Source organism: Pseudomonas paraeruginosa PA7 (assembly GCF_000017205.1).
GTDB lineage: Bacteria > Pseudomonadota > Gammaproteobacteria > Pseudomonadales > Pseudomonadaceae > Pseudomonas > Pseudomonas paraeruginosa.
Window position 1 is genome coordinate 1,869,173 of record NC_009656.1, and the last position, 26,012, is coordinate 1,895,184.

24 protein-coding genes are annotated in these 26,012 nt (G+C 67.3%); 20 read left to right on the top strand and 4 right to left on the bottom strand.

Annotated elements, in window-relative coordinates:
- The first annotated feature begins 100 nt into the window (after positions 1-100).
- A complete protein-coding gene (locus PSPA7_RS08745; RefSeq protein WP_012074938.1) occupies positions 101-538 on the top strand; it encodes an HIT family protein in 438 nt (145 codons plus the stop codon).
- Between the two features lie 51 nt (positions 539-589).
- Here PSPA7_RS08745 and PSPA7_RS08750 read toward each other — a convergent pair whose 3' ends face one another.
- Positions 590-1,003, bottom strand: a complete 414-nt coding sequence (locus PSPA7_RS08750; RefSeq protein ID WP_012074939.1) for a 3-isopropylmalate dehydratase large subunit — start codon at positions 1,001-1,003, stop codon at positions 590-592.
- 111 nt (positions 1,004-1,114) lie between these two features.
- Here PSPA7_RS08750 and PSPA7_RS08755 point away from each other — a divergent pair, with 111 nt between their 5' ends.
- Entirely contained in the window at positions 1,115-1,606 is a 492-nt protein-coding gene (locus PSPA7_RS08755; RefSeq protein WP_012074940.1) for a cysteine hydrolase family protein, read from the top strand.
- Here PSPA7_RS08755 and PSPA7_RS08760 read toward each other — a convergent pair.
- On the bottom strand, positions 1,590-2,105 hold the full coding sequence (locus PSPA7_RS08760; RefSeq protein ID WP_012074941.1) for an ankyrin repeat domain-containing protein: 516 nt from the start codon (positions 2,103-2,105) through the stop codon (positions 1,590-1,592). The two genes, PSPA7_RS08755 and PSPA7_RS08760, sit on opposite strands and share 17 nt — an antisense overlap.
- A gap of 493 nt (positions 2,106-2,598) precedes the next feature.
- Here PSPA7_RS08760 and PSPA7_RS08765 point away from each other — a divergent pair, with 493 nt between their 5' ends.
- The 13 genes from PSPA7_RS08765 to PSPA7_RS08825 all read left to right on the top strand — a co-directional run bounded on the left by PSPA7_RS08765 (position 2,599) and on the right by PSPA7_RS08825 (position 13,118).
- Positions 2,599-3,720, top strand: coding sequence for a beta-ketoacyl-ACP synthase III (locus PSPA7_RS08765; protein WP_003156534.1), 1,122 nt, complete (start codon positions 2,599-2,601; stop codon positions 3,718-3,720).
- A gap of 2 nt (positions 3,721-3,722) precedes the next feature.
- The gene (locus tag PSPA7_RS08770) at positions 3,723-4,334 is read left to right on the top strand and encodes an RNA polymerase sigma factor (RefSeq protein WP_003156535.1); all 612 of its coding nucleotides are present in this window, start codon (positions 3,723-3,725) and stop codon (positions 4,332-4,334) included.
- A complete protein-coding gene (locus PSPA7_RS08775; RefSeq protein WP_012074942.1) occupies positions 4,328-4,567 on the top strand; it encodes an anti-sigma factor family protein in 240 nt (79 codons plus the stop codon). Before PSPA7_RS08770 ends, PSPA7_RS08775 begins: the two co-directional genes overlap by 7 nt.
- A gap of 327 nt (positions 4,568-4,894) precedes the next feature.
- Positions 4,895-5,209 carry an HvfA family oxazolone/thioamide-modified RiPP metallophore gene (locus tag PSPA7_RS08780; RefSeq protein ID WP_003156537.1) on the top strand — a complete coding sequence of 105 codons (315 nt, stop codon included), beginning with the start codon at positions 4,895-4,897 and terminating at the stop codon, positions 5,207-5,209.
- Between the two features lie 18 nt (positions 5,210-5,227).
- Positions 5,228-6,082: an HvfB family MNIO-type RiPP peptide maturase gene (locus tag PSPA7_RS08785; protein ID WP_012074943.1), complete on the top strand. Its 855-nt coding sequence runs from the start codon at positions 5,228-5,230 to the stop codon at positions 6,080-6,082.
- On the top strand, positions 6,079-6,813 hold the full coding sequence (locus tag PSPA7_RS08790) for an HvfC family RiPP maturation protein (protein ID WP_041025307.1): 735 nt from the start codon (positions 6,079-6,081) through the stop codon (positions 6,811-6,813). The genes PSPA7_RS08785 and PSPA7_RS08790 overlap by 4 nt, the downstream gene beginning before the upstream one ends.
- Positions 6,814-6,815: 2 nt before the next feature.
- Positions 6,816-7,406 carry an HvfX family Cu-binding RiPP maturation protein gene (locus tag PSPA7_RS08795; RefSeq protein ID WP_003156539.1) on the top strand — a complete coding sequence of 197 codons (591 nt, stop codon included), beginning with the start codon at positions 6,816-6,818 and terminating at the stop codon, positions 7,404-7,406.
- A 247-nt stretch (positions 7,407-7,653) separates the two neighbouring features.
- Positions 7,654-8,970 (top strand): outer membrane porin OprO, encoded by a 1,317-nt coding sequence (gene oprO, locus PSPA7_RS08800; protein ID WP_003156540.1) that lies wholly within the window; start codon positions 7,654-7,656, stop codon positions 8,968-8,970.
- 448 nt (positions 8,971-9,418) lie between these two features.
- Positions 9,419-10,741: an outer membrane porin OprP gene (oprP, locus tag PSPA7_RS08805; RefSeq protein ID WP_023443253.1), complete on the top strand. Its 1,323-nt coding sequence runs from the start codon at positions 9,419-9,421 to the stop codon at positions 10,739-10,741.
- Between the two features lie 166 nt (positions 10,742-10,907).
- Positions 10,908-11,207: a hypothetical protein gene (locus PSPA7_RS08810; protein WP_012074946.1), complete on the top strand. Its 300-nt coding sequence runs from the start codon at positions 10,908-10,910 to the stop codon at positions 11,205-11,207.
- A 116-nt stretch (positions 11,208-11,323) separates the two neighbouring features.
- On the top strand, positions 11,324-12,136 hold the full coding sequence (locus PSPA7_RS08815; RefSeq protein ID WP_012074947.1) for an SDR family oxidoreductase: 813 nt from the start codon (positions 11,324-11,326) through the stop codon (positions 12,134-12,136).
- A 233-nt stretch (positions 12,137-12,369) separates the two neighbouring features.
- Positions 12,370-12,792: a hypothetical protein gene (locus PSPA7_RS08820; RefSeq protein ID WP_003156546.1), complete on the top strand. Its 423-nt coding sequence runs from the start codon at positions 12,370-12,372 to the stop codon at positions 12,790-12,792.
- Positions 12,789-13,118, top strand: coding sequence for a YnfA family protein (locus PSPA7_RS08825; protein WP_012074948.1), 330 nt, complete (start codon positions 12,789-12,791; stop codon positions 13,116-13,118). The genes PSPA7_RS08820 and PSPA7_RS08825 overlap by 4 nt, the downstream gene beginning before the upstream one ends.
- Positions 13,119-13,197: 79 nt before the next feature.
- On the opposite strand, the gene PSPA7_RS08830 is transcribed toward PSPA7_RS08825, so the two are convergent.
- Positions 13,198-13,485 carry a hypothetical protein gene (locus PSPA7_RS08830; RefSeq protein ID WP_012074949.1) on the bottom strand — a complete coding sequence of 96 codons (288 nt, stop codon included), beginning with the start codon at positions 13,483-13,485 and terminating at the stop codon, positions 13,198-13,200.
- 164 nt (positions 13,486-13,649) lie between these two features.
- Here PSPA7_RS08830 and PSPA7_RS08835 point away from each other — a divergent pair, with 164 nt between their 5' ends.
- Both PSPA7_RS08835 and PSPA7_RS08840 read left to right on the top strand, forming a co-directional pair.
- Positions 13,650-14,033, top strand: coding sequence for a hypothetical protein (locus PSPA7_RS08835; RefSeq protein ID WP_003091614.1), 384 nt, complete (start codon positions 13,650-13,652; stop codon positions 14,031-14,033).
- 68 nt (positions 14,034-14,101) lie between these two features.
- Complete coding sequence (locus PSPA7_RS08840) at positions 14,102-18,448, top strand: DEAD/DEAH box helicase (protein WP_012074950.1); 4,347 nt, start codon at positions 14,102-14,104, stop codon at positions 18,446-18,448.
- Between the two features lie 7 nt (positions 18,449-18,455).
- Here PSPA7_RS08840 and PSPA7_RS08845 read toward each other — a convergent pair whose 3' ends face one another.
- Positions 18,456-21,935: a PAS domain-containing hybrid sensor histidine kinase/response regulator gene (locus PSPA7_RS08845; RefSeq protein WP_012074951.1), complete on the bottom strand. Its 3,480-nt coding sequence runs from the start codon at positions 21,933-21,935 to the stop codon at positions 18,456-18,458.
- A gap of 265 nt (positions 21,936-22,200) precedes the next feature.
- On the opposite strand from PSPA7_RS08845, the gene PSPA7_RS08850 reads away from it, so the two are divergent.
- From PSPA7_RS08850 to PSPA7_RS08860, 3 genes are all read left to right on the top strand, one after another.
- A complete protein-coding gene (locus tag PSPA7_RS08850) occupies positions 22,201-22,788 on the top strand; it encodes a GNAT family N-acetyltransferase (RefSeq protein ID WP_023443179.1) in 588 nt (195 codons plus the stop codon).
- 66 nt (positions 22,789-22,854) lie between these two features.
- Positions 22,855-23,709 (top strand): helix-turn-helix transcriptional regulator, encoded by an 855-nt coding sequence (locus tag PSPA7_RS08855; RefSeq protein ID WP_012074952.1) that lies wholly within the window; start codon positions 22,855-22,857, stop codon positions 23,707-23,709.
- 95 nt (positions 23,710-23,804) lie between these two features.
- Positions 23,805-25,970: a TonB-dependent receptor family protein gene (locus PSPA7_RS08860; protein WP_003155399.1), complete on the top strand. Its 2,166-nt coding sequence runs from the start codon at positions 23,805-23,807 to the stop codon at positions 25,968-25,970.
- Positions 25,971-26,012: the final 42 nt, after the last annotated feature.

Here is a 26,012-nt window from a genome sequence, read left to right on the forward strand (position 1 = left end):
TTCGAAGTGTGTGGCGCGCGCGGCGTATCACATCGTGACGAGCCTGGGGCGAGCCGGTATGGTGCGCAGGTCTACTCCGCTTCGTCCAAGGAAAGCTTCCATGAGCCTGCAAGGCGTTTACGATTCCCAGAACATCTTCGCCAAGATCATTCGCGGCGAAGCTCCCTGCTACAAGATCTACGAGGACGAGGATGTCCTCGCCTTCCTCGATCTGTTCCCGCAATCGTACGGCCACGCCCTGGTGATCCCCAAGCACGCCGAGGCGCGCAACCTGCTCGAGATCGATGCGCAGAACCTGGCCAGGGTCATGGCTGTGGTCCAGCGCCTGGCCCGCGCGCTGGTCGACGAGGTGCAGCCGGACGGCGTGCAGGTCGCCCAGTTCAACGGCGCTCCCGCGGGGCAGACCGTGTTCCATCTGCACTTCCACGTCATCCCGCGCTTCAGCGGCGAGAACCTCGGTATCCACGCGGCGAAGCAGGGCGATCCCGAGGTGCTTGCGCAACTCCAGCAGCGCCTCGTGAAGCGTCTGCAGGACTGATCGGCGGGGGCCGGCTGGTCCTGCGGCGGAGCGCCGAAGGCGGGCGACGGTTCATTCGGCGCGGATGTCGAAGCCGCTACTGGCCTCGCTGACGATGCGGAAGCGGGCGCTGCCATCGGCGGCCACATGGACGCCCAGCTCGCGGTTGAGCAGGCCCTTGCCGCAGAGGGTGTCGTCCTGCGTGTCGATGCCGATGCCGACCACATGCTCGCCCGCCGGGACCTGGAAGCTGGCTTCCTCGCCGACGCCGATGCGCGCGGCCACCTGGCGGTCGATAAGGAACGCCACGTAGCAGCCTCCGCCCAGGTAGCCATAGTCGCGGTGGACCTCCAGCCGCCCGCCGCCGTTCACCGGCTGCTGGAAGCCGAGCAGGCGGTCGGTGGGAATGGCCCGGGTCTTCTCGGCGGGAACCGAGGAACAGCCGGCCAGGAGGGAAAGGATCGCTACGGCATACATGGGGCGCATGAAGGCTCTCCGTCGAAAGGTTCCTTCAGGCTAGTCGAGTTTCATCGCGGCGCGGGGGACCGGGCGCGGCGCGCCGGAATGCCTGGCCTGTTCTTGCGGAGGTAGCCAGCGATGCGCCAGGCCCTGCTTATCGTCGACGTGCAACCCTGCTTCGCCCCGCCGCACTGGCTGCTGGATGGGATTGGCCGGTTGCTCGGACACATGCCTTCGCTGGCCAGCGTCGAGCTCCACGACGAAGCACGCACGCCGTTCCAGCGCCAGCTCGGCTGGCGGCCGCCGCTCGACGACGCCTGCCTGGTGGCGGCCGAACGGGTGTTCGTCAAGCACGGCTACCTGCCGACGGCGGAAATGCTCGATCATCTGCGCGGGCTGCAAGCGGAGCGGGTGCTGGTCTGCGGCATCCAGGCCGACACCTGCGTGCTGGCCGCCGGCTTCGCCCTGTTCGACGCCGGCCTGCGGCCGACCCTGATTGGCGACCTGGTGGTCGGTTCCTCGCTGGATCGCTCGGGCGAGCTGGGCGTGCGCCTGTGGCGGCACCATTTCGGCCAGGTCGTCGACCTGGCCGAGGTGCTGGAGGAACTGAGACTCAGTGCGGGCGGCTGAGCAGGGCGAGCGTGGCTTCGGCGTTCATCATCCGCGCCGCCGCCAGCGGCGTCAGGCCGGCGGCGTCCCGGGCGTCGCGCCGGGCGCCGTGGGCCAGCAGACTGGCGGCGACTTCCACCCGGTTGAACATGGCGGCCATCATCAGCGCTGTCTTGCCATCGGCCGAGGCGCCCTCGACGTCGGCGCCACCGGCGAGAAGCAGTTCGACCATCGCCAGGTCACCCTTGAACGCCGCGCCGGCCAGCGGCGTCTGCCCGGCCAGGTTGCGCAGGTCCGGGTCGGCCTTGTAGGCCAGCAGCAGGCGTACCGTGTCGGCATGGCCGTGGTAGCTGGCCAGCATCAGCAGGCTGTCGCCCTTGTGGTTGCGCAGATTCGGCGGCAGGCCCTGTTGCAGCAACTGGCCGAGGCGCTGGCTGTTGCCTTGGCGGGCCAGGTCGAAGAGCTGATGGACGAACGCCTGGGTTTCCATATCCAGTTCTGGGCGCGGGCTGTCGGTCATGGGATGGCTTCCTTGTGAATTCCGGGTCTGCCCAATGATAGGTGGCCTGGCCGCGGCGGGCTCTTGAGCATTGCCTATGGGCCGGGTTGGCAAATTCAATCGCTGGCTGAGGTGGGAAGCTGCCAGCCTGCTGTGACCGGAAGATGGCCTGGTTGCGTCGTCTTTACAGTTCGATACGGATACCGGCGGCGAAAACGAGGAAAATAAGCCGATCGTGCGCCTATCGGCTGTGCCCGGCGCGCGCTCTGGAATATCCTTAGCGCCATCGATACCACTGAGCGGTGCGCGCGCTGGCCGAAGCGAGGCGGTGGCACACTGCGCAACGGTGGTCGACGGCACCGGACCCTGTACGAAAGCGCGCCGCCAGCGTCCTTTCCTGGAGCGCCCGGTATCGTCACGAGCGAACCCGTTTCCGGTGCCGGCCCCCGGCGGGCACCGACATGCCTACATCGGCCCCGTTCGACGGCGGCCCAGCGAAAGAAGAGGAACGACTGTGCATAAAGCCGTCATCAGTGGAACCGGTCTTTATACCCCGCCCTACAGCATCTCCAACGACGAACTGGTGGAGAGCTTCAATACCTTCGTGCGCCAGTACAACGACCAGCATGCCGAAGCCATCGCCAAGGGCGAGCTGGAAGCGCTGGCCGAGTCCAGCTCGGCCTTCATCGAGAAGGCGTCCGGCATCAAGAGCCGCTTCGTGATGAACAAGGAAGGCATCCTCGATCCGCAGCGCATGGTTCCGCACCTGCCCGAGCGCAGCAACGACGAATGGTCGATCCTCTGCGAGATGGCCGTGGCCGCCGCCCGCGAAGCGCTGCAGCGCGCCGGTCGCAGCGCGGCCGATATCGACGGGGTGATCGTCGCCTGTTCCAACCTGCAACGCGCCTACCCGGCGATCGCCGTGGAAGTGCAGGCCGCGCTGGGTATCCAGGGCTACGGCTACGACATGAACGTGGCCTGCTCCTCGGCGACCTTCGGCATCCAGGCCGCCACCACCGCGATCCAGACCGGCCAGGCGCGGGCGATCCTGATGGTCAATCCGGAAATCTGCACCGGCCACCTGAACTTCCGCGATCGCGACAGCCACTTCATCTTCGGCGATGCCTGCACCGCGGTGATCGTCGAGCGCGCCGACCTGGCCGTGTCGAAGCACCAGTTCGACATCGTCAGCACCCGGCTGCTGACCCAGTTCTCCAATAACATCCGCAACAATTTCGGCTTCCTCAACCGCGCCGACGAAAGCGGTATCGGCAAGCGCGACAAGCTGTTCGTCCAGGAAGGCCGCAAGGTGTTCAAGGACGTCTGCCCGATGGTCGCCGAACTGATCGGCGAGCACCTGGCGGCCAACGACATCGCGGTCGCCGAGGTCAAGCGCTTCTGGCTGCACCAGGCCAACCTCAACATGAACCTGCTGATCACTCGCAAGCTGCTCGGTCGCGACGCCGAGGCGCACGAGGCGCCGGTGATCCTCGACAGCTACGCGAACACCAGTTCCGCCGGTTCGGTGATCGCCCTGCACCTGCACCAGGACGACCTGCCCAGCGGCGCCATCGGGGTGCTCAGCTCGTTCGGCGCCGGCTACTCGATCGGTAGCGTGATCCTGCGTAAACACTGATCGTGGCGGCACCTACCGACGCCGAGTTGCTGCCGCGCCTGCTGGCCGGCGAGCAGCGAGCCTTCCGCGAGCTGGTCGGCGCCTACCAGGGCGCCATGCGGGCCGTGGCCTGGGCGATCATCGGCAAATCGCACACCGAGGAGGTGGTGCAGGATGCCTGGCTCGCGGCGGTGCGCGGCCTGGACGGTTTCCAGGGGCGCTCGAGCCTGAAGACCTGGCTGCTGACCATCACCGCGAATACCGCCAAGAGTCGCTTGCGCCAGGTGCGCCGGGAGGTTTTTCTCGACGACCTGCCGGGCCCGCATGGTACGGTGGACGAGCGGCGCTTCGCCGCCGACGGACACTGGAGCCAGCCGCCGCATGCCTGGCACGAGGACTCGCCGGACGCCCTGCTCACCGAAGGCGAGCTGCGCGACTGCCTGGAAAAGACCCTCAACAGCCTGTCCGAATTGCAGCGCAGCGTGCTGACCCTGCGTGAACGCCAGGGCTTGGAGCTGGATGAAATCCGTGATCTGCTGGACATCACGCTGTCCAATGTCAGGGTGCTGTTGCATCGCGCCCGGCTGAAAGTCTTCGCCACCCTGGAGCATTTCGAGGAAACCGGTCAATGCTGAGTTGCAAGGAACTGGTCGCCCGGTCCAGCGACTTTCTCGATGGGCAACTGGACTTCCGTGGACGACTGGCGGTACGTAGCCATCTGCTCATGTGTCGGCATTGCCGGCGCTTCATCCGGCAGATGCGCCTGACCCAGGCGACCGTGCGCCGCCTGCCCGAAGGACAGAGCCCGGAACTCGACAGGCTGGCCGCGCACCTCGTCGAACTGCGCAAGGACGCCGCGCGGCGCTGAGCCCGGCCGCCAAGGAAAAAGCCGCCGCCCGTGAATCGCGGGTGGCGGCTTTTTCGTTTCCGGTATCCGGCCTGGGCGAACGGAACCCGGCCTGGCGTGGGCGGCTCTCTCTTCCGCCAGCGGGAATGGGTATCCGAAGTCGCGGAGAGCGCCCGGGACCTGGCGAATATCGCCGCCCGATATTTTCTCCAGTAGGGGTAAACCCTGTCTCCAGGTAAAGGGCCGAAAAATTTTTTTCGACGCCGTTGTAACGCCGCCGCGGGTGCCCCGTCCATTGGGGCGAGGACGCCATACCGGCTCCCGTTACCGAAACTCAGGAGTTACCCCATGAAAAAGATTTCCCTCGCTTCCTCCGTCGTCGGCGCCGCTCTGCTCGGCGTGGCCAGTGTCGCCGCGCATGCCGCGCAGAATCCCTTCGCCGTTCAGGAGCTGAGTACCGGCTACAGCGTGGCGGCGGCCGAGAAGACCAAGGAAGGTTCCTGCGGCGAGGCCAAGTGCGGCGCCGACAAGGGCAAGCGCGAAGCCTCCAAGGCGGGCCATGAAGGTAGCTGCGGCGCGGATCGCAAGGCCAAGGAAGGGACTTGTGGTGGCGAGAAGAAGGCCGGCGAAGGCAGCTGTGGCGCCGACAAGAAAAAGTCGTAAGTCCTGAGGAGACGGACCATGCAAGAGGTATTCGTCAGCGGCGCCGGGCTTGGCCTGCGTCGCGCGCTGCTGGAGCCGCTCGGCGCCAGCGCCGAGGGCCGGGTCGACTTCCTCGAAGTCGCCCCGGAGAACTGGATCGGCATCGGCGGCCGTCTCGGCCGCCAGTTCCGCGAACTGACCGAGCGCCTGCCGTTCCTCTGCCATGGTCTGTCTCTCAACCTGGGCGGCTACGCCCCGCTGGACATGTCGTTGCTGCGCGCGATCAAGGCTTTCATCGGGCAGCACGGCATCCGCGCCTACAGCGAGCACCTCTCGGCCTGCGCCGACGACGGCCAGCTCTACGACCTGATGCCGCTGCCGTTCAGCGACGAGTCGGTACGCCGGGTCGCCGAGCGGGTCCGGGTGGTCCAGGACGTGCTCGAGCGCCCGCTGATCATCGAGAACGTCTCGGCCTACGCGCGCTTGCCGGGGGAGATGGAAGAAGTCGATTTCGTCCGCGCGGTGCTGGAAGAGGCCGATTGCCAACTGCTGCTGGACGTCAACAACGTCTACGTCAACGCCTGCAACTTCGGCCTCGATGCCCATGCCTACATCGCCGCGATGCCCAGCCGGAGGATTGCCTACCTGCACATGGCCGGGCACGACGAACAGGGCGCCAGCCTGAAGATCGATACCCATGGCGCGCCGGTCTGCGATCCGGTGTGGGACCTGCTGGCGCATGCCTACGCCTGCCACGGCGAGCGTCCGACGCTGCTGGAGCGCGATTTCAACTTCCCGCCGCTGGCCGAGTTGTATGCCGAAACGCAGCGCATTCGCGAGCTGCAGCGGCGCAGCGACGAACTGCAACTGCGCAGCCTGGGGTATGGCACATGAGCGATGTCACGTTGCAACGCGGGTTCGCCGCGCGCATCCGCGATCCGCAGGCGAGCCTGCCGCCCGGTGTCGCGGCGGAACGCATGGCGATCTACGAGGAACTGTTCTTCAACAACCTGGAGAGCTTCGTCCGCAACGGCTTCCCGGTACTCCACAGCCTGTTTCCGGCGCCGCGCTGGGAGCGCCTGGTGCGTGCCTTCCTGCGCGAACACCGCTGCCGTACGCCGTACTTCGGCGAACTGGGCGAGGAGTTCCTCGCCTGGTTGCAGGACGGCTACCGGGCGGAGGACGGCGATCCGCCCTTCCTGCTCGAACTGGCGCACTACGAATGGGTCGAGCTGGCCCTGTTGCTGGCCGAGGCGCCCGCCGGGATGCCGACGCAGGCCTGGTCCTGGTCGCCGCTGGCCTGGCCGTTGGCCTATCGCTGGCCCGTACACCGCCTGGGACCGGAGCATCGACCCGCGCAGCCGGCGGCCGAGCCGACCTGCCTGCTGGTCTGGCGCGATCCGGCGGAGCAGGTGCGCTTCCTGCAGTTGTCGCCGTTCGCCTATTGCCTCGCCCTTCGCCTGAGCGAGGCGGGCGAGGCTCCCGGCACGCTGTTGCCATTGTTGCGCGAGCTGGCCGAAAACAGCGGCCTGGAGCCCGACGCGCAGTATTTCGAAAATGCCTTCGCCTTGCTGGAGGACTGGCGCGCGCTGGGCATCCTCCTCGGCGAGGGCGCCCTGGAGTGATGATGAAGACCGTGTTCCTGCGTTTGCAGCATGCCCTCGACGCTACCCGTGGGCTGGATTTCCTCGCCCCCCTGGCGCTGCGCCTGTACCTGGCGCCGGTGTTCTGGATGGCCGGCAGTCAGAAGCTGGCGGACATGCCGGCGACCATCGAGTGGTTCGGCAATCCCGACTGGGGGCTTGGCCTGCCGTTTCCCGAGCTGCTGGCCTGGCTCGCCGCGCTGAGCGAGGCCGGCGGCGCCGTGCTGCTGCTCTGCGGCCTGGCGGTGCGCTGGATCAGCCTGCCGCTGATGGTGACCATGCTGGTGGCGATCTTCGCCGTGCACTGGCCGAACGGCTGGCAGGCGATCGCCGATCCCGCGGCGCCGTTCGCCAATGCCCGGGTGCTGGAAGCCGGCGAGAAGCTGGCGCGGGCCCGGGAGATCCTCCGCGAGCATGGCAACTACGAGTGGCTGACCTCCAGCGGCGGCTTCGCCATCGTCAACAACGGCATCGAGTTCGCCGCGACCTACCTGGCGATGCTGCTGGCGCTGTTCTTCGGTGGCGCCGGCAAGTGGCTGTCGGCTGACTTCTGGATTGCAAGAAAATTGCGCTGAGCTTTCCACCCATATCGAATAACCCTGTAAAGCCCGCTGTAGCGGGCTTTTCGCGTTATTCGCATTGGAGATAAAAAGTTCCTCTGTAATGAAACATTTATCTTCATGCAATTTGGCTGCAATCTGCCCTCGCCAAGATTCCCCCCAACACAACGGGGCCGCCTTCCGGCCAGCGCGAAACAAGGGGCGCGCTGAAGCCAGGCACTCGCGTGTTGCCAATGCACACACCATTAAGGGGAAATCTTCGATGATCCGTAAGCACTCGCTCGGCTTCGTTGCCAGCGCTCTGGCTCTGGCCGTATCTGCCCAGGCGTTCGCCGGCACCGTGACCACCGACGGCGCCGATATCGTGATCAAGACCAAGGGCGGCCTCGAAGTCGCCACCACCGACAAGGAATTCAGCTTCAAGCTGGGCGGCCGCCTGCAGGCCGACTACAGCCGCTTCGACGGCTTCTATACCAAGAACGGCAATACCGCCGACGCGGCCTACTTCCGTCGCGCCTTCATCGAAATCGGCGGCACCGCGTACAAGGACTGGAAATACCAGGTCAACTTCGACCTGTCGCACAACACCGGCAGCTCCGACAACGGTTACTTCGACGAAGCCTCGGTCACCTATACCGGCTTCAACCCGGTCAACCTGAAGTTCGGTCGTTTCGACCCCGACTTCGGCCTGGAAAAGGCCACCAGCTCCAAGTGGGTGACCGCGCCCGAGCGTAATGCCGCCTACGAACTGGCCGACTGGATCAACACCCACCAGGACGGCATGGGTGCCCAGGTCAACTCGACCCTCGCCGACATGGCCTACCTGTCCGCCGGCGTGTCCGCCAAGGATGCCGACGACCGCGACGGCGACAGCGTCAAGCAGTTCAACTTCCGCGGCGTATTCGCGCCGATGCACGAAACCGGCAATGTCCTCCACGTCGGTGTGAACTATGCCTACCGCGACCTCGACGACACCGCCTTCGATTCGCGCATCCGTCCGCGCCTGGGCATGCGCGGCATCGCCACCAGCGGCGGCAACGACGCCGGCGACAACGGCAACCGCGCGACTTTCGGCGGCGTCTCCAACTCGCCGGCCGGCTCCTACAAGGACGACAGCGTCTGGGGCCTGGAAGGCGCCTGGGCGATGGGCCCGTTCTCGGCCCAGGCCGAGTACCTGGCGCGCAAGCTGAAGGCCGACGACAACGGCTACAAGGACATCAAGGCCAAGGGCTACTACGCGCAACTGGCCTACACCCTCACCGGCGAGTCCCGCCAGTACAAGCTGGAAGGTGCCAAGTTCGACTCCATCAAGCCGGAAAACAAGGAAATCGGCGCCTGGGAACTGTTCTACCGCTACGACAACATCAAGGTGGAAGACGACAACGTGGTCGCCGACACCGCCACCCGCGAAGTCGGCGACACCAAGGCCAAGGCGCACAACCTGGGCGTGAACTGGTACGTCAACGACGCGGTGAAGATCAGCGCCGCCTACGTCAAGGCGAAGACCGACAAGATCACCAACGCCAATGGCGACGATGATGGTGACGGCTTCGTGACCCGCCTGCAGTACGTGTTCTAAGAAACGACAACGATCCGCTCCTGTTTTCGGCCTCGCTCCGGCGAGGTCTTTTTAATCGGTTCCTTACCCGGTTGCGGCGATGTTGGCCGCTGCAATCGGGTCTTTCTTTGGTGACCCGGCGGTCTGGTAGGAAACTGCGTGAGGCCGTTTCCAAACGGTAGGAAAGTTCGTTTTTCCTTGCAGTTCGGCAATCTTCGCAAGGTTGCCGCAATAAAGGAAACAAGTGGTTACATCTATCGCGCAGGCCTGATGCCACTAGGCCCGCATCGCTGCCTGGCAGTCTCGGCCGGGTGCTCTCCGGCTGCCTGTCACAAAAGCTTTCGCGCTTTGCAGTCTCGCTGTCACAACCTGTCCAGATGATCCCCCTCCAGCAGCGCCGGCGCGGGACGATCCCGGCCGCTTCCGCGCTGCTCAAGACCATTCGAAATCCGAACAGGGGACTTACCTGATGATTCGCAGACACTCGTGCAAAGGGGTGGGGAGCAGTGTTGCCTGGAGTTTGCTGGGCCTGGCGATTTCCGCGCAGAGCCTGGCCGGGACAGTGACCACCGATGGCGCCGATATCGTGATCAAGACCAAGGGCGGGCTGGAAGTCGCCACCACCGACAAGGAATTCAGCTTCAAGCTCGGCGGCCGCCTGCAGGCCGACTACGGCCGCTTCGACGGCTACTACACGAACAACGGCAATACCGCCGACGCCGCCTATTTCCGCCGCGCCTACCTCGAGTTCGGCGGCACCGCGTACAAGGACTGGAAATACCAGATCAACTACGACCTGTCGCGCAACGTCGGCAACGACAGTGCCGGTTACTTCGACGAAGCTTCGATCACCTACACCGGCTTCAATCCGCTGAACCTGAAATTCGGCCGCTTCTACACCGACTTCGGCCTGGAAAAGGCCACCAGTTCCAAGTGGGTCACCGCCATGGAGCGCAACCTGACCTACGAGATCGCCGAGTGGGTCAACGACAACGTCGGCACCGGCCTCCAGGCCAGCTCCGTGGTGGGCGGGACGGCCTTCCTTTCGGGCAGCGTGTTCAGCGAGAACAACAACGACACCGATGGCGACAGCGTCAAGCGCTACAACCTGCGGGGCGTGTTCGCGCCGCTGCACGAGTCGGGCAACGTCGTGCACCTGGGCCTGCAATACGCCTACCGCGACCTGAAGGACAGCGCGGTGGACACCCGCATCCGTCCGCGGATGGGCATGCGCGGCGTTTCCACCAATGGCGGCAACGATGCCGGCAGCAACGGCAACCGCGGCCTGTTCGGTGGCAACCCGGCGCTCGAAGGGTTGTGGAAGGACGATTCGGTCTGGGGCCTGGAAGGCGCCTGGGCGCTGGGCGCCTTCTCGGCCCAGGCCGAGTACCTGCGGCGCACGGTCAAGGCCGAGCAGAACCGCGAGGACCTCAAGGCTTCCGGCTACTACGCGCAACTGGCCTATACCCTCACCGGCGAGCCGCGCATCTACAAGCTGGACGGCGCCAAGTTCGACTCCATCAAGCCGGAGAACAAGGAAATCGGTGCCTGGGAGCTGTTCTACCGCTACGACTCGATCAAGGTCGAGGACGACAACATCGTGGTCGACCGCGCCACCCGTGAAGTCGGTGACGCCAAGGGCAAGACCCACACCCTGGGCGTCAACTGGTATGCCAACGAGTCGGTGAAGGTCTCCGCCAACTACGTCAAGGCGAAGACCGACAAGGTCAGCAATGCCAACGGCGATGACAGCGGCGATGGCGTGGTGATGCGCCTGCAGTACGTGTTCTGAACCCGCCCGGGCCCCGCATGGCGGGCGGGGCCCGGTCTTGCGCCGATACCTGCGTCATGGAATCGCCGGGCCGCTGCGACGCGCGGCGCTGTCCTTGACCCAGGGCACAGATCCCATGGCGGCATCTGGCTATGCTCGTTCCTCGGAATCATTCGGGGAGGGACTGATGATCGGTTGGGGACGTGCCTGTATTGGCATCGGCGGCCTGCTGCTGCTGGGCCAGTTGCTGGGCGGCGCGCTGTTGCTGGGCGGGAAGGGGGAGCGCGCCCTGGCGGCCGAGCACTTCTGGCAATTCGTCTTCCTCCTGCCGGCGATCCTGGTGGCGCTGGGAATGTTCGTCCTGCAACGGCATGTCGGCTCCTTCGCCCAGCTGTACCGTCGGCGTCTCGATGGCGCCTCCTACCTGCTGGTGGCCTGCGGAATCGCCCTGGTGCTCGGCAAGCTCTGCGCGCTGCTGCTTGCCTGATCCCTGTCCGCCCCGTCCGGGTTTGCCCGAGGCATTCAGCTTCCTGATTTAGCCGGAGGCCGCTGGAGCCCTTGGTTACACTGGCCTTCATCACACGAACAGGAAGGCAGGACCCTATGCAAAACCGCATGATGATCACCGGTGCCGGCTCCGGGCTGGGGCGCGAAATCGCCCTGCGCTGGGCGCGTGACGGCTGGCGCCTGGCGCTGGCCGACGTCAACGAAGCCGGCCTGGCGGAAACACTGAAGCTGGTGCGCGAGGCCGGTGGCGACGGATTCACCCAGCGCTGCGACGTGCGCGACTACAGCCAGCTGACCGCGCTGGCGCAGAGCTGCGAAGAGAAGCTCGGCGGCATCGATGTCATCGTCAATAATGCCGGGGTTGCCTCCGGTGGCTTCTTCGGCGAACTGTCCCTGGAGGACTGGGACTGGCAGATCGCGATCAACCTGATGGGCGTGGTCAAGGGCTGCAAGGCCTTCCTGCCGCTGCTGGAGCGGAGCAAGGGCAGGATCGTCAACATCGCCTCGATGGCGGCGCTGATGCAGGGCCCGGCGATGAGCAACTATAACGTGGCCAAGGCCGGAGTGGTGGCGTTGTCGGAAAGCCTGCTGGTGGAACTGGCGCTGGTCGAGGTCGGCGTCCATGTGGTCTGTCCGTCGTTCTTCCAGACCAACCTGCTGGACTCTTTCCATGGCCCGAGTCCCGAGATGAAGCACCAGGTCGGCAAGCTGCTGGAGAGTTCACCGATCAGCGCCGCCGACATCGCCGACTACATCCACGCCGAAGTGGCCAGGGGCAGCTTCCTGATCCTGCCCCACGAGCAGGCGCGGGTGGCCTGGAAGATCAAGCAGCAGAACCCCCAGGCGATCTACGACGAGATGACCGTGATGGCCGGCAAGATGCACGCCAAGCGGCAGCGCCAGGCCTGAGCGGGAGTACCTTGCAGGCCAGGCGGGACACGGCCTTGCACCATCGCGGTGCGTTTCCGATAGTGCTTGCCCAGGGCGGTGCGATCGAGTAGCTTGGGTCACCGGCCTGCCTGCCGAAGTACGTTGGACCCCACAAGAAGCCTCGCTCATTTGCGAGGCTTTTTGCTTTTCCGGCCTCGCGCCCTGTGCTAGAAGGCTGCCTCTGCGAGTCCGTTCTGTTCTGGAGTACCCCTGTGGAGTCTGAATCCATCGTCTATGGCTGCATCCGCGACTGGCCGGGCGATTCGATGGAGCGGCGCATGCGCCGTGCCGCCAACCGCCGCGTGCTGGACAGCCTGCCGGGCGGCGAGGCCTGGCCGTTCCTCGGCCGCGAGATGTTCAGCCGCTGCGAGCAGTCCGGCGCCGGGCTGTACCAGACCCAGATCATCCATTTCGGCGCCAGCTACCAGGCCATCGAATACGAGTGGAATCTCTGGGTCGAGCAGTTCGAGGCCCTGCTCCGTCGCTTGTACTGGGCCAGCGCGGTGGTCCACCTGGAAACCGAAGTGAACGGCAGCCATACCTTCCGCTGGGAGTCCGAGCGCGGTTTCCACACCCCCCAGGAGAGCGACCTGCAGGTCCGCTGCGCGTGGGAGCGGGAGGGCGGGCGGCGGTGATCAACTACCTCTGGTTCGTTCTCGCGGCGTTCTGCGAGATCGCCGGCTGCTACGCCTTCTATCTCTGGTTGCGGCTGGGCAAGAGCGCCCTGTGGGTGCTGCCCGGCCTGCTCAGCCTGAGCCTGTTCGCCTTGTTGCTGACCCGCGTGGAGGCCAGCTACGCCGGCCGCGCCTATGCCGCCTATGGCGGCATCTACGTCGCCGCGTCGCTGTTCTGGCTGGCTTTCGTCGAGCGCTCGCGGCCGCTATGGAGCGACTGGCTGGGGGTGGCTTTGTGCGTGCTCGGCGCCAGCATCGTGCTGTTCGGCCCGCGCCTGTCGCAGTGATCCAGGGTGGGGTGGGCGGCGCGCCCGCCAGGGGCGCCGGACCCCGCCGTCCCGGGCCGCCACACCCCGAACCGGCGGATCACTGCGAAGTGTTGCGCTGCACGTCGCCTTTTTCCTGGTCCAGTTCCTTGAGCATCTGCGCGTAGGCGTCGCAATCGCTCGGCCGGTTCCGTTCCGAGCGGGCTTCCTGGCGCTGGCGCAACTGCTCGTTGAGTTCCCTGGCTCGTTGCGGGTTCTTCTGGGTGATCGAGGCGACCTTGCTGGCGACTTCCTTGCCCATCTTTTCCGCCTCCGCTTCGGAACAGGCGAAGACCGGCGCGGCGGCCAGCAAGGCGCAGGCGCTGGCGAGGGCGAAAAACGCTTTCATGGCGTACTCCTGTGGGGGGCCTGAGCGGTGGAGCCCGGTGGGGCCGGCAAAGTTCAGCCTCGGCGCCGGACGGCGATCGGTTCGAACCCCGGCGGCGGGTTGCGGGTCGCACGGATAGAGAGGGTGCGAGGAACCCTCGTCGCTTACGTCGCAGGAGGTATGCCATGACTCACGATTGGGATCTGGTCGAACGGTTGCTGCTGGAGGTCCGGCAGTCTGCCCACGAGAACTTCGCCCCGCGCGCCCATGCCGAACGCCTGGCCGAGGAACGCTCCCAGGCCGGGCAGCGGGTCGGCGACATGGACGCGCTGAAGCAGAAGGCCGCCGACTACGAGGCGATCCTGCTGGAGGGCGGTTTCATCGAGCCGCGTCCGGAAGAGCAGGGCGGCAATGGCGAGAACTTCGTCCTCACGCCGCGCGGCGAACGCCTGCTCGGGCTGATCGGCGGCGAGACGCCGAAGGCCGCCGAGGCCCGCCGGCTGCTCGAGGAGAACGGCAGCGAAGCGCTGCACGCCGAGCGTTTCGACCGTTTCGTCGCCGGGCTCTGAGATTGCGCCCGACCGGCGATCGACGGGCCTTGTGAGTCGCCCGCGGCGCCACCATAGTGCGGAGCATGATGCCTATTTCATCCTCTTCCGCCCGCCGCGCCGAGCCCGCTCCGCGGCCCCTGGCGGAGTTCCATCCCGCCGTCCGCCAGTGGTTCGAACGCCACTTCGCCGCGCCCACGCCGGCCCAGGTCGAGGCCTGGCCGACGATCCGCGCCGGCCTCTCGACCCTGGTCGCCGCGCCCACCGGTTCGGGCAAGACCCTGACCGCTTTCCTCGCCGCCATCGATACCCTGGTGGTGGAGGGCCTGGCCGCCGGCGGCGAGCTGGCGGACGCTACCCAGGTGGTCTATGTGTCGCCGCTGAAGGCGTTGTCCAACGACATCCGCATCAATCTCGAACAACCGCTGGCCGGCATCCGCGAGGAACTGGCGCGTCTCGGCCTGCCCGACGTCGACATCCGCAGCGCGGTGCGCACCGGCGATACGCCGCAGGTCGAGCGCGGGGCGATGCGCAAGCGCCCGCCGCACATCCTGGTGACCACCCCGGAATCGCTGTACATCCTGCTCGGCTCGGAGTCGGGACGGCAGATGCTCGCCGGGGTGCGCAGCGTGATCGTCGACGAGATCCATGCCCTGGCCGGCAGCAAGCGCGGCAGCCACCTGGCGCTGTCGCTGGAGCGCCTGCAGGCGCTGTGCCAGCGACCGCTGCTGCGGATCGGGCTGTCCGCCACGCAGAAGCCGATCGAGAAAGTCGCGCGCTTCCTCGTCGGCGCCAGCGGCGATCCGCGCGATCCGGCCTGCCGGATCGTCGACATCGGCTATACGCGTCAGCGCGACCTGGCCATCGAGGTGCCGCCGGTGGCGCTGGAAGCGGTGATGTCCAACGATGCCTGGGAACTGGTCTACGACCGCCTGGCGTGCCTGGCCGGCGAGCACCGCACCACCCTGGTGTTCGTCAATACCCGGCGCATGGCCGAGCGGGTCACCCGTTTCCTCGCCGAACGCCTTGGCAGCCAACGGGTGGCGGCCCACCACGGCAGCCTGGCCAAGGAGCTGCGCCTGGACGCCGAACAGCGCCTGAAGGCCGGGCAATTGAAGGTACTGGTGGCGACCGCCTCGCTGGAGCTGGGCATCGATATCGGCGACGTCGAGCTGGTCTGCCAGTTGTCCTCGCCGCGCTCCATCGCCGCCTTCCTGCAGCGGGTCGGGCGTTCCGGGCACAGCGTCGGCGGCACCCCCAAGGGCCGGTTGTTCCCGACCTCCCGCGATGACCTGGTGGAATGCGCAGCGCTGCTCGACAGCGTGCGCCGTGGCGAGCTGGACAGCCTGGTGCTGCCACGCCAGCCGCTGGATGTGCTGGCGCAGCAGATCGTCGCCGAGGTGGCCTGCCAGGAATGGCGCGAGGACGACCTCTATCGCCTGGTGATCCGTGCCGAGCCATACGCCGGACTGGAGCGCGAGCGCTTCGACGAAGTCCTGCGGATGCTCGCCGAGGGCTACCACTCACGCCTCGGCGTGCGCGGCGCCTATCTCCATCGCGATGCGCTCAACGGCCTGCTCCGCGGCCGCCGTGGCGCGCGGCTGACCGCGCTGACCTCGGGCGGGACCATTCCCGATGCCGGCGACTACAGCGTGCTGCTGGAGCCGCAGGGCTTGCTGGTGGGGACGGTCAACGAGGACTTCGCGGTGGAGAGCCTGGCCGGCGACGTATTCCAGCTGGGCAACACCTCGTACCGGATCATCCGCATCGAGCCGGGACGGGTGCGGGTCGAGGACGCCCAGGGCCAGCCGCCGAACATCCCGTTCTGGCTCGGCGAGGCGCCGGGGCGCAGCGACGAGTTGTCGGCCAGCGTGGCGCGCTTGTGCGACACCCTCGACGAGCTGCTCGGCGAAGGCCAGGCATTGCCGGAGGGGCAGCGGCTGGAGCCGGCCATCGCCTGGCTCGGCGCCACCCTCGGACTGGACGATGGCGTCGCGCGGCAGATCGTCGAATACCTGGCGCGCGCCCGCCAGGCCCTGGGCGGCCTGCCCGGGAGCCGGCGGCTGGTAATGGAACGCTTCTTCGACGAGTCCGGCGGCATGCAGCTGGTCATCCACAGTCCCCACGGCAGCCGCCTCAACCGCGCCTGGGGCCTGGCGCTGCGCAAGCGTTTCTGCCGCAGCTTCAACTTCGAGCTGCAAGCGGCGGCCACCGAAGACGCGATCATTCTCTCATTGTCCACCAGCCACAGCTTCCCCCTCGACGAGGTCTGGCGCTACCTGCATTCGGCGAGCGCCGAGCACCTGTTGGTGCAAGCCGTGCTCGACGCACCGCTGTTCGGCGTGCGCTGGCGCTGGAACCTGACCACCTCGCTCGGTTTGCCGCGCTACGCCGGCGGTCGCAAGGTGCCGCCGCAGTTGCTGCGGATGAAGAGCGAGGATCTGCTGGCCAGCGTGTTCCCCGATCAGGTGGCGTGCCTGGAGAACATCGTCGGCGAGCGCGAGGTACCCGATCATCCGTTGGTGGCGCAGACCCTCGACGACTGCCTGCACGAGGCGATGGATTGCGACGGCTGGCTGGCCCTGCTGCGCGACATGGAGGGCGGCGCGGTGGACCTGCTGGCGCGCGACCTGCCGGCGCCCTCGGCGCTGGCGGCGGAAATCCTCAGCGCGCGCCCCTACGCCTTCCTCGATGACGCGCCGCTGGAGGAGCGCCGCACCCAGGCGGTACAGAACCGGCGCTGGAGCGATCCGGAGTCCGCCGACGATCTCGGCGCGCTGGACGCCGAGGCGATCGAGGCGGTGCGCGGCGAAGCCTGGCCGGACGTACGCAGCGCCGACGAGATGCACGAGGCGCTGAATAGCCTGGGCTTTCTCACCGTGGCCGAGGCCGAGGCCAACCCTGGCTGGGCGCAATGGCTGCTGGAGTTGTCGGGGCAACACCGCGCCGGATGCCTGGCGTGCGCAGGGAGCGGTCTCTGGCTGGCGGCGGAGCGCCTGCCGGCGATGCGCATGGTGCATCCCGCGGCGAGGGTGCCCGGCGCTTTCCAGGCACCTCGCGGCTATCCGCCGCCGGACTCGGCGGAGGCGGCGATGGTGGAGCTGACCCGTGCCCGCCTGGGTGGCTTCGGACCGCGCACGGCCGGGCAGTTGGCGGCCGACCTGGGTATCGGCCTGGCCGACCAGCAGTACGCGTTGGCCGCCCTGGAGCGGGAAGGCTATGTGCTGCGTGGCCGCTTCAGTCCTGGCGCGGTGGAAGAGGAGTGGTGCGAACGCCACCTGCTGGCGCGTATCCATCGCTACACGGTGAAGCGCTTGCGCCGGGAAATCGAGCCGGTGGAGCGCGCCGACTTCATGCGCTTCCTGTTCGACTGGCAGCGCCTGGCGCCGGCGACCCGTGGCCGGGGAGCGGAGTCCCTGGCTACGGTGGTCGAGCAACTGGAAGGCTTCCAGGCCGCGGCGGCCGCCTGGGAAAGCGAACTGCTGGCAGCGCGGGTGGGCGACTACTCCAGCCACTGGCTGGACCAGCTGTGTCGCTCCGGGCGCATCGTCTGGGCGCGTCTGGCCGGACGCAGCAAGGCCTCCGGCGGACCGCTGCGCAGTGCGCCGATCGTCCTCCTGCCGCGCCGCGAGCTGGGACTCTGGAGCGCCTTGCAGCGCGACGCGCCGGAGCCGGAACTGTCGCCGCGCGCGGCCCGGGTGCTGGAGGTGCTGCGCGAGCAGGGCGCCTCGTTCTTCGACGAACTGGGCCAGGACGCCCACCTGCTGCGCAGCGAGCTGGAGAACGCCCTCGGCGAGCTGGTCTCGGTCGGCCGGGTCAACGCCGACAGCTTCGCCGGGCTGCGCACCCTGCTGATGCCGGCGGACAAGCGCAGCCGCCAGGAGCGCCGCTCGCGCGGCCTGCCGGGCGGCATGCAGGACGCCGGGCGCTGGGCGCCGCTGCGCCGGACGAAGGTGGAAGAGGCGGGGCAGCGTTTGCCGGCGGAAGTCCTCGAACATGTCGCCCGGACCTTGCTGCGGCGCTATGGGGTGGTCGCCTGGCGCCTGCTGGAGCGCGAGGCCGACTGGCTGCCGCCGTGGCGCGAGCTGCTGCGCGTCTTCCATCGCCTGGAAGCGCGTGGCGAGATTCGCGGCGGGCGCTTCATCGCCGGCCTGGCCGGCGAGCAGTTCGCCCTGCCGGAAGCGCTCGGCCTGTTGCGCGAGGTACGCAAGCGACCGCCGGACGGGGCGATGCTGGTGGTGTCGGCGGTCGACCCGTTGAACCTGGTCGGCGGCCTGCTACCCGGCGAACGGGTCCCGGCGCTGACCGGCAACCGCCTGCTCTATCGAGACGGAACGCCGCTGGCGGCGCTGGTGGCCGGCAAGGTACGGATGCTCGCGGAGGTCGACGGCGAGACCGCGCAGCAGATACGCGCGCTGCTGATCCGCCGTCACTGAGGCCCGCTCAGCGCAGGCTCAGGTGGCGGCTGAGCAGGGCGCGCAACGCGGCCGGCTTGACCGGCTTGGACAGGTAGTCGAGGCCGGCGGCATGGATCTCCGCCACCAGCTCCGGTCGCGCGTCGGCGCTGATCACCACGCCCGGCACCGGTTCGCCCAGGCGTGTGCGCAGCCAGGCCATCAGTTGCGTGCCGGTCTCGCCATCGTCCAGGTGATAGTCGATCAATGCCAGTTGCGGACGCATCTCGCTGTCCAGCAACGCCGCGCACTCGTCGCGGCTGCGCGCGGTCCAGACCTGGCAGCCCCAGCGGCTGAGCAGGCTGTTCATGCCGGTGAGGATGCTGTCCTCGTTGTCCACGCAGAGCACCTGGGCGCCGTTCAGCGCCTGCGCTGGCTCGGCCTTGTGGCCGTTGGCGAGGACCGGTGGCGCCTGGCGCGCCAGCGGCACGCGGACGCTGAAGACGCTGCCCTTGCCCGGCCAGGAGCGCACTTCCAGCGGATGGCCGAGGACCTTGCAGAGCCGGTCGGCGATCGCCAGGCCGAGGCCCAGGCCCTTCTCGGCGCGGGTCTGGTGGCTGTCCAGGCGCTTGAACTCCTCGAAGATGACCTTCTGCTTGTCCGGCGGGATGCCCGGGCCCTGGTCCCAGACCTCCAGGCGCAGGTAGCCATCTTCGCGACGCACGCCGAGCAGCACGTGGCCCTTGGCGTAGCGGAAGGCGTTGGTCAGGAAGTTCTGCAGGATGCGTCGCAGCAGCTTGATGTCGCTGTCCACCCGCAGCTGGCTGCCGCGCAGGCGGAAATGCAGGCCCTGTTCCTGGGCCAGCGCCTTGAATTCGACGCCGAGGGCATCGTAGAGGTTGTTCAGCGGGAACGGATTGCGTTCGGCGCTGACCCGGCCGCTTTCCAGGCGCGAGATGTCCAGCAGGTCGGTGATCAGGTCCTCGGCGGAACGCAGCGAGGAATCGAGATGCTGCACCAGGTCGCGGACCTCGCCGGGCAGCGCATCCTGGTGGGCGAGCGCCGCGGAGAACAACCGCGCGGCGTTCAGCGGCTGCATCAGGTCGTGGCTGACGGCGGCGAGGAAGCGGGTCTTCGACTGGTTGGCGGCCTCGGCGTTGCTCTTCGCCTCGCTGAGTTCCTGGTTCAGCTGCGAGAGTTCCTGGGTACGCTCCTGGACACGCTGCTCCAGCGATTCGTTGGCGCCCTTGAGGCCCTGTTCGGCCTCGCGGTAGGCGGTGATGTCGGTGAAGCTCATGACGAAGCCGCCGCCGGGCATCGGGTTGCCGATCAGCTCGATGACCCGGCCGTTGGGGAACAGCCGCTCGGACGTATGCGGGGTGCCCTGGCGCATCCAGTAAAGGCGCTTGGCCACGTGCATGTCCGGGTCCCCCGGGCCGCACAGGCCGCGGTCGGCGTTGTAGCGGATGATGTCGGCGATCGGCCGGCCGACGTAGATCAGCCCGTCGGGATACTCGAACAGCTCCAGGTAGCGGTGGTTCCAGGCCACCAGGCGCAGCGACTGGTCGACCACGCTGATGCCCTGGGTGATGTTCTCGATCGCGCCCTGCAGCAGGGCGCGGTTGAATTGCAGCACCTCGGAGGCTTCGTCGGCGATCCGCACCACGTCCTCCACCTGCATCTCGCGGCCCTCGATGGCGGCCTTCACCACCGCCCGCGCCGAGGACGCGCCGAGCACGCCGGCGAGCAGGCGCTCGGTGTGCGCGATCCACTCGTTGTTGGCGGTCTGGTTCGGAGTGAAGCCCTTGCCCTGGCGGTAGGCGAAGCGGATGAAGCTTTGCCGCGCGCGTTCCTCGCCGACGAAGCGCGCGGCGAGCATCAGCAGGTCTTCCACCTGTACCGCGAGCATGAAGCGCGAGTTCTGCCGCTGGGAAATCTCCTGGCCGATGAAGCGGCTGGCCTGCCAGTGCTCGGACACACGGGTGCGCGAGAGCACCGAGACCAGACCGAACAGGGCGAAATTGCCGACCAGGGAGATCAGCACGCCCTGGGTCAGCGGTTCGATCGGCAGGCCGAACGGGTTGCTCGCCAGCCAGGTCAGGCCGGGAATGCGTTCCAGCGGCCAGCCGAGGCCCTTGGCCACCACCGGCAGGACCAGGGTATAGGCCCACAGCAGGGAGCCGGCGGCGAGGCCGGCGAAGACCCCGCGGCGGTTGGCCTGCTTCCAGTACAGCGCGCCGATCATCGCCGGGCCGAGCTGGGCGATGGCGGCAAAGGCGATCTGGCCGATGGTCGCCAGGCTGGCGCTGGAGCCGAGCAGGCGGTAGGCCACGTAGGCGAGCAGCAGGATCACCGCGATGCTCACCCGGCGCACGGTCAGCAGCCAGTGGCGGAAGGCCTCGAAGGGCCGTTCGGTGTCCTTTTCCCGGCGCCGCAGCAGCCAGGGCAGGAGCATGTCGTTGGAGACCATGGTCGACAGCGCCACGCTGGCCACGATCACCATTCCGGTGGCGGCCGAGGCGCCGCCGATGAACGCCAGCAGGGCCAGCGCCGGGTGCGCCTCGGCCAGCGGCAGGCTGATGACGAAGGAGTCCGGCATCACCCCGGCGGGCAGGTGCAACTGCCCGGCGAGGGCGATCGGCACCACGAACAGCGCGGCCAGCACCAGATAGAGGGGAAACACCCAGCGTGCCAGGTTGAGGTCGCGCGGCTCGATGTTCTCCACCACGGTGACGTGGAACTGGCGCGGCAGGCACATGATCGCGGTCATCGCCACGCCGGTCTGCAGCAGCATCGCCGGCCAGTGCACGGTCTCTTCCCAGTAGTCCGCCAGTTGCGGCGCGGCGCGGGCCTGGGAGAACAGATCGGCGAAGCCGTCGTAGAGGCCGAAGGTGACGAAGATGCCCACGGCGAGGAAGGCGGTGAGCTTGACCAGCGACTCGAAGGCGATGGCCAGGACCATGCCGCGGTGGTGCTCGGTGACGTCGAGGCTGCGGGTGCCGAAGACGATGGTGAACAGCGCCAGCACCAGCGACACGATCAGTGCGGTGTCCTGGGCGCGGGTACCGGTGGAGTCGGCGCCGGAGCCGATCAGCAGGTTCACCCCGAGGACGATGCCTTTCAGTTGCAGGGCGATGTAGGGCAGCACGCCGACCATGCAGATCAGCGCCACCACCACCGCCAGCGCCTGCGACTTGCCGTAGCGGGCGGCGATGAAGTCGGCGATGGAAGTGATGTTCTCCTGCTTGCTGATCATGATCATCTTCTGCAGCACCCAGGGCGCGAACAGCATCAGCAGCACCGGCCCGAGGTAGATCGGCAGGAACGACCAGAGCTGGTCGGTGGCCTGGCCGACCGCGCCGAAGAAGGTCCAGCTGGTGCAGTACACCGCCAGGGAGAGGCTGTAGACCCAGGCGCGCAGGCGGGGGGAGAGCGGGGTGCGGCGGCGATCGCCATAGAAGGCGATGGCGAACAGGATGGCCATGTAGACCAGGGCGACCACGGCGATCAGCCCGATGGACAGCGACATGCGAACTCCGATGATGTCCCCGCGTGAAGCAGGCGTGAGGCGGGGGTCTTGCTTTGCGCCAGTTTCGCACTTGTCGGCCCGCGCGTCAGGCCGCCTGCGACCAAGGTCGCAGCCATGCTTGAGCCGGACGCGCGGAGTTTGGTAGCGTGCCGGGCTGCGTGAGCGCGGACGGCCCCGGCGGCCGGCTGTCCGTTCATCGTAGCCGGTTTCGGCTGCGGCACTAAACGCGGCCGCTACGCTCTGATGGGAGCGGAGTTTTGCGTCGATGTCGAGGAGGGCGCCCATGTTCAAGCCGCTACCTATCACCCTGCAGCGTGGAGCCTTGCGGCTCGAGCCGCTGGTGGAAGCGGACATTCCCGAGCTGGTGAGCCTTGCCGAAGCCAACCGCGAGGCACTGCAGTACATGGACGGACCGACGCGCCCGGACTGGTATCGCCAGGGCATCGCCGACCAGCGCGAGGGACGCGCGTTGCCGCTGGCGGTACGCCTGGGCGTGCAACTGGTCGGGACCACGCGCTTCGCCGAATTCCTTCCCGCCCTGCCGGCCTGCGAGATCGGCTGGACCTGGCTCGACCAGGCCCAGCACGGCAGCGGCCTGAACCGCATGATCAAGTACCTGATGCTCAAGCATGCCTTCGACAACCTGCGCATGGTCCGCGTGCAGTTCAGCACGGCGGCGAGCAACCTGCGCGCCCAGGGCGCCATCGACAAGCTCGGCGCCCAGCGCGAGGGCCTGCTGCGCAACCAGCGGCGCCTGGCCGGCGGGCGTCTCGACGACACCATCGTCTACAGCATCACCGACCACGAATGGCCCCAGGTCAAGTCCGCGCTGGAAGCCAGTTTCACCGGCTGATCCCGGTCCCGCCACGCCCGCGGTATGCTGGGCGGCCCGTCCGCACGGGCGAACGAGGAGACGGCAGTGCCGGACGAGACGAGCGGAGAACATACGCATTTCTGGCGCGCCGCCGAACTGGGCGGCGTCGAGTTGCTGCATGCGCGCTACGTCGAGCAGCGTTTCGCCCCCCATGTGCACAGCGGCTTCGCCCTGGTCTTCATCGAGCAGGGCGCGCAGCGCTTCCGCCATCGCGGCGGCGAGCACCTGGCGCCCTGGGGCAGCATGGTGCTGATCAACCCCGACGAAGTGCACACCGGCTCCAAGGCCCATGACTCCGGCTGGCTCTATCGCGGCTACTACCCGGAGGTGGAGCAGATCGCCAGTATCCTCGACGAGCTGGAAATCCGCCACGGCGGGGTGCCGCGTTTCGCCGACAGCGTGGTCCATGACCAGCCCCTGGCGCGCGCCTTCGTCCATCTGCACCGCTTGCTGGCCGACCACGCCGGCAGCCTGGAAACCCAGACCTGCTGGCGCGAGACGCTGCTCGCCCTGTTCCGTCGCCACGCCCGCCTGCCGGAGGCGCCGAAGGCCGGGTCGGAACCGTTGGCGGTCGCCCGCGCCCGCGAGTTGCTGGCGGCGCGTTTGCTCGACCCGCCGTCGCTGGAAGAACTGGCGGCTGCGGTGAATCTGTCGCCGTTCCACTTCGCCCGGGTGTTCCGCCGCGCCACCGGGATGCCGCCGCATGCCTGGCTCCGGCAACGGCGCCTGGAACAGGCCAGGGCGCTGCTCAAGAATGGCCGGGCGCCGCTGGATGTCGCCCTGGAACTGGGCTTCGCCGACCAGAGCCATCTCGGTCGCCAGTTCAAGCAGGCCTACGGCGTGGCGCCGGGCGAGTACCGCGCGGCCTGTGCGCGCTCGTCCTTGACGATGTGCGAATAAGTCAAGCTCACATTTGAAAATAGTTACTATTTACGTTTTTTACGATTTGCCTTAATTTGCGCCCCACTTTTTCGTGCGTCCGTGGGGGAGCCTCGATGTCGTCCGTGAATACGTTGTCGCGCCTGGCCGTTGCCATCGCGCTGGGTGTGCCGCTGTCGTCGGTGCTGGCCGACGAGGGCAGCAAGGAGCTGGGCACACTGACCGTGGTCGGTGACTGGCTCGGCGAGGCTGACCAGGCGGTGGTGCAGAACCATCCCGGCGCGCGCAGCGTGGTGCGTCGCAAGGACATGGTCGAGAGCGGCGCGCAGAATGTCCGCGACGTGCTGCGCAAGGTGCCCGGCGTACAGGTGCAGGACAACAACGGCACCGGCGGCAGCGACATTTCCCTGAACGTCGGGGTGCGTGGCCTGACTTCACGCCTGTCGCCGCGCTCGACGGTGATGATCGACGGCGTGCCGGCGGCGGTGGCGCCCTACGGCCAGCCGCAGTTGTCGATGATGCCGCTGTCCATCGGCAACCTGGAAAGCATCGACGTGGTGCGTGGCGCTGGCTCGGTGCGCTACGGCCCGCAGAACGTCGGCGGGGTGATCAACTTCGTGACCCGGGCGATTCCGGAGAAGCTCTCCGGCGAGGTCGGCACCACTCTCGAGCATGCCGGCCACGGCGGCTGGAAGAAGCTCAACCAGGCGTTCCTCGGCGGGACCGCCGACAATGGCCTGGGCGTGGCGCTGCTGTATTCCGGGGTGAAGGGCGCCGACTACCGCGACGGCAACAACGACAACGATATCGACGACGTGCTGCTCAAGACCCACTGGCAGCTCACCGACAGCGACCAGTTGGCGGCCAACTTCCACTACTACGACGCCTACGCCGACATGCCGGGCGGCCTGACCCAGGCGCAGTACGACGACGATCCCTACCAGTCGCTGCGCGACTGGGACAACTTCCGCGGCCGGCGCAAAGACTTCTCGCTGAAATACATCCGGCAGGTGGATGACCTCACCCGCTTCGAACTGCTCACCTACTACAGCGACAGCTTCCGCGGCAGCCGCATCGCCGCGCGGAACCTGCGGACCATCACTTCGTATCCGCGCGACTATCATGTGTTCGCAGTGGAGCCGCGGGTCTCGCGGATCTTCTTCGCCGGTCCGACCACCCAGGAGGTCAGCGTCGGCTATCGCTACCTGAAGGAGGCGATGAACGAACGCGCCAGCCAGTTGGCCCTGGTCGACAACGTGCCGACGGTCCGGCCGGGGGCGGACGGCCATACCTACCAGGACCGCACCGGCGGCACCGAGGCCAGCGCTTTCTACATCGACGACAGGATCGACGTCGGCAACTGGACCATCACCCCCGGCATCCGCTTCGAGAAGATCGACAGCGACTGGCGCGAGCGTCCGGTACTCGGACTGAACGGCAGGCCGGTGCAGGAGAAGAAGCGCAGCAAGGACTACAACGAGCCGCTGCCGGCGCTGAGCCTGATGTACCACCTCAGCGACGAGTGGAAGCTGTTCGCCAACTACTCCGAGTCGTTCGGCAGCCTGCAGTACTTCCAGCTCGGCCAGGGCGGCAGCGGCAACGACACCGCCGCCGGCCTGGAGCCGGAGAAGGCCAAGACCTACGAGCTGGGCACGCGCTACGATAACGGCAGCTGGGGCGGCGAGATCACGCTGTTCTACATCGACTTCGACGACGAACTGCAATACGTCAGCAACGACGTCGGCTGGACCAACCTCGGCGCGACCAAGCATCAGGGCATCGAGACTTCCGGCCACTATGACTTCGCCGCTCTCGACCCGCGCCTGGACGGTCTCTCGGTCTACGGCAGCCTCACCTATACCCGCGCCACCTACGAAGGCGACCTCCCGTCCTTCAAGGGCCGCGACCTGCCGCTCTACTCGCGCAGGGTGGCCACTGCCGGGCTGCGCTACGAGGTCGAGCGCTGGACCTACAACCTGGATGCCTTCGCCCAGTCCATGCAGCGGGCGCCGGGACTGAGCACCGACAGCCAGGGCAACTTCACCCACAACTACATCACCGAGCCGAGCGGCGACGGCCAGTACGGCGATATCCCCGGCTACGTGACCTGGAACGCGCGGGTCGGCTACGACTTCGGCCCGCAGGCGTCGAACCTGAAGCTCGGCCTGGGAGTGAAGAACCTGTTCGACAAGCAGTATTTCACCCGCTCCAGCGACAACAATTCGGGAATTTACGTGGGCCAGCCGCGCACCTTGTTCATGCAGGCCAGCGTCGGTTTCTGAATATTCCGGTGCGACGTTGCGTATCGTCCGACGACAGGTGTC

Coding starts and splice junctions, on each gene's coding strand:
- PSPA7_RS08745 (WP_012074938.1), top strand. CDS start 101: ATGAGCCTGCAAGGCGTTTACGATTCCCAGAACATCTTCGCCAAGATC.
- PSPA7_RS08750 (WP_012074939.1), bottom strand. CDS start 1,003: ATGCGCCCCATGTATGCCGTAGCGATCCTTTCCCTCCTGGCCGGCTGT.
- PSPA7_RS08755 (WP_012074940.1), top strand. CDS start 1,115: ATGCGCCAGGCCCTGCTTATCGTCGACGTGCAACCCTGCTTCGCCCCG.
- PSPA7_RS08760 (WP_012074941.1), bottom strand. CDS start 2,105: ATGACCGACAGCCCGCGCCCAGAACTGGATATGGAAACCCAGGCGTTC.
- PSPA7_RS08775 (WP_012074942.1), top strand. CDS start 4,328: ATGCTGAGTTGCAAGGAACTGGTCGCCCGGTCCAGCGACTTTCTCGAT.
- PSPA7_RS08780 (WP_003156537.1), top strand. CDS start 4,895: ATGAAAAAGATTTCCCTCGCTTCCTCCGTCGTCGGCGCCGCTCTGCTC.
- PSPA7_RS08785 (WP_012074943.1), top strand. CDS start 5,228: ATGCAAGAGGTATTCGTCAGCGGCGCCGGGCTTGGCCTGCGTCGCGCG.
- PSPA7_RS08790 (WP_041025307.1), top strand. CDS start 6,079: ATGAGCGATGTCACGTTGCAACGCGGGTTCGCCGCGCGCATCCGCGAT.
- PSPA7_RS08795 (WP_003156539.1), top strand. CDS start 6,816: ATGAAGACCGTGTTCCTGCGTTTGCAGCATGCCCTCGACGCTACCCGT.
- oprO (WP_003156540.1), top strand. CDS start 7,654: ATGATCCGTAAGCACTCGCTCGGCTTCGTTGCCAGCGCTCTGGCTCTG.
- oprP (WP_023443253.1), top strand. CDS start 9,419: ATGATTCGCAGACACTCGTGCAAAGGGGTGGGGAGCAGTGTTGCCTGG.
- PSPA7_RS08810 (WP_012074946.1), top strand. CDS start 10,908: ATGATCGGTTGGGGACGTGCCTGTATTGGCATCGGCGGCCTGCTGCTG.
- PSPA7_RS08815 (WP_012074947.1), top strand. CDS start 11,324: ATGCAAAACCGCATGATGATCACCGGTGCCGGCTCCGGGCTGGGGCGC.
- PSPA7_RS08830 (WP_012074949.1), bottom strand. CDS start 13,485: ATGAAAGCGTTTTTCGCCCTCGCCAGCGCCTGCGCCTTGCTGGCCGCC.
- PSPA7_RS08835 (WP_003091614.1), top strand. CDS start 13,650: ATGACTCACGATTGGGATCTGGTCGAACGGTTGCTGCTGGAGGTCCGG.
- PSPA7_RS08840 (WP_012074950.1), top strand. CDS start 14,102: ATGCCTATTTCATCCTCTTCCGCCCGCCGCGCCGAGCCCGCTCCGCGG.
- PSPA7_RS08845 (WP_012074951.1), bottom strand. CDS start 21,935: ATGTCGCTGTCCATCGGGCTGATCGCCGTGGTCGCCCTGGTCTACATG.
- PSPA7_RS08850 (WP_023443179.1), top strand. CDS start 22,201: ATGTCGAGGAGGGCGCCCATGTTCAAGCCGCTACCTATCACCCTGCAG.
- PSPA7_RS08860 (WP_003155399.1), top strand. CDS start 23,805: ATGTCGTCCGTGAATACGTTGTCGCGCCTGGCCGTTGCCATCGCGCTG.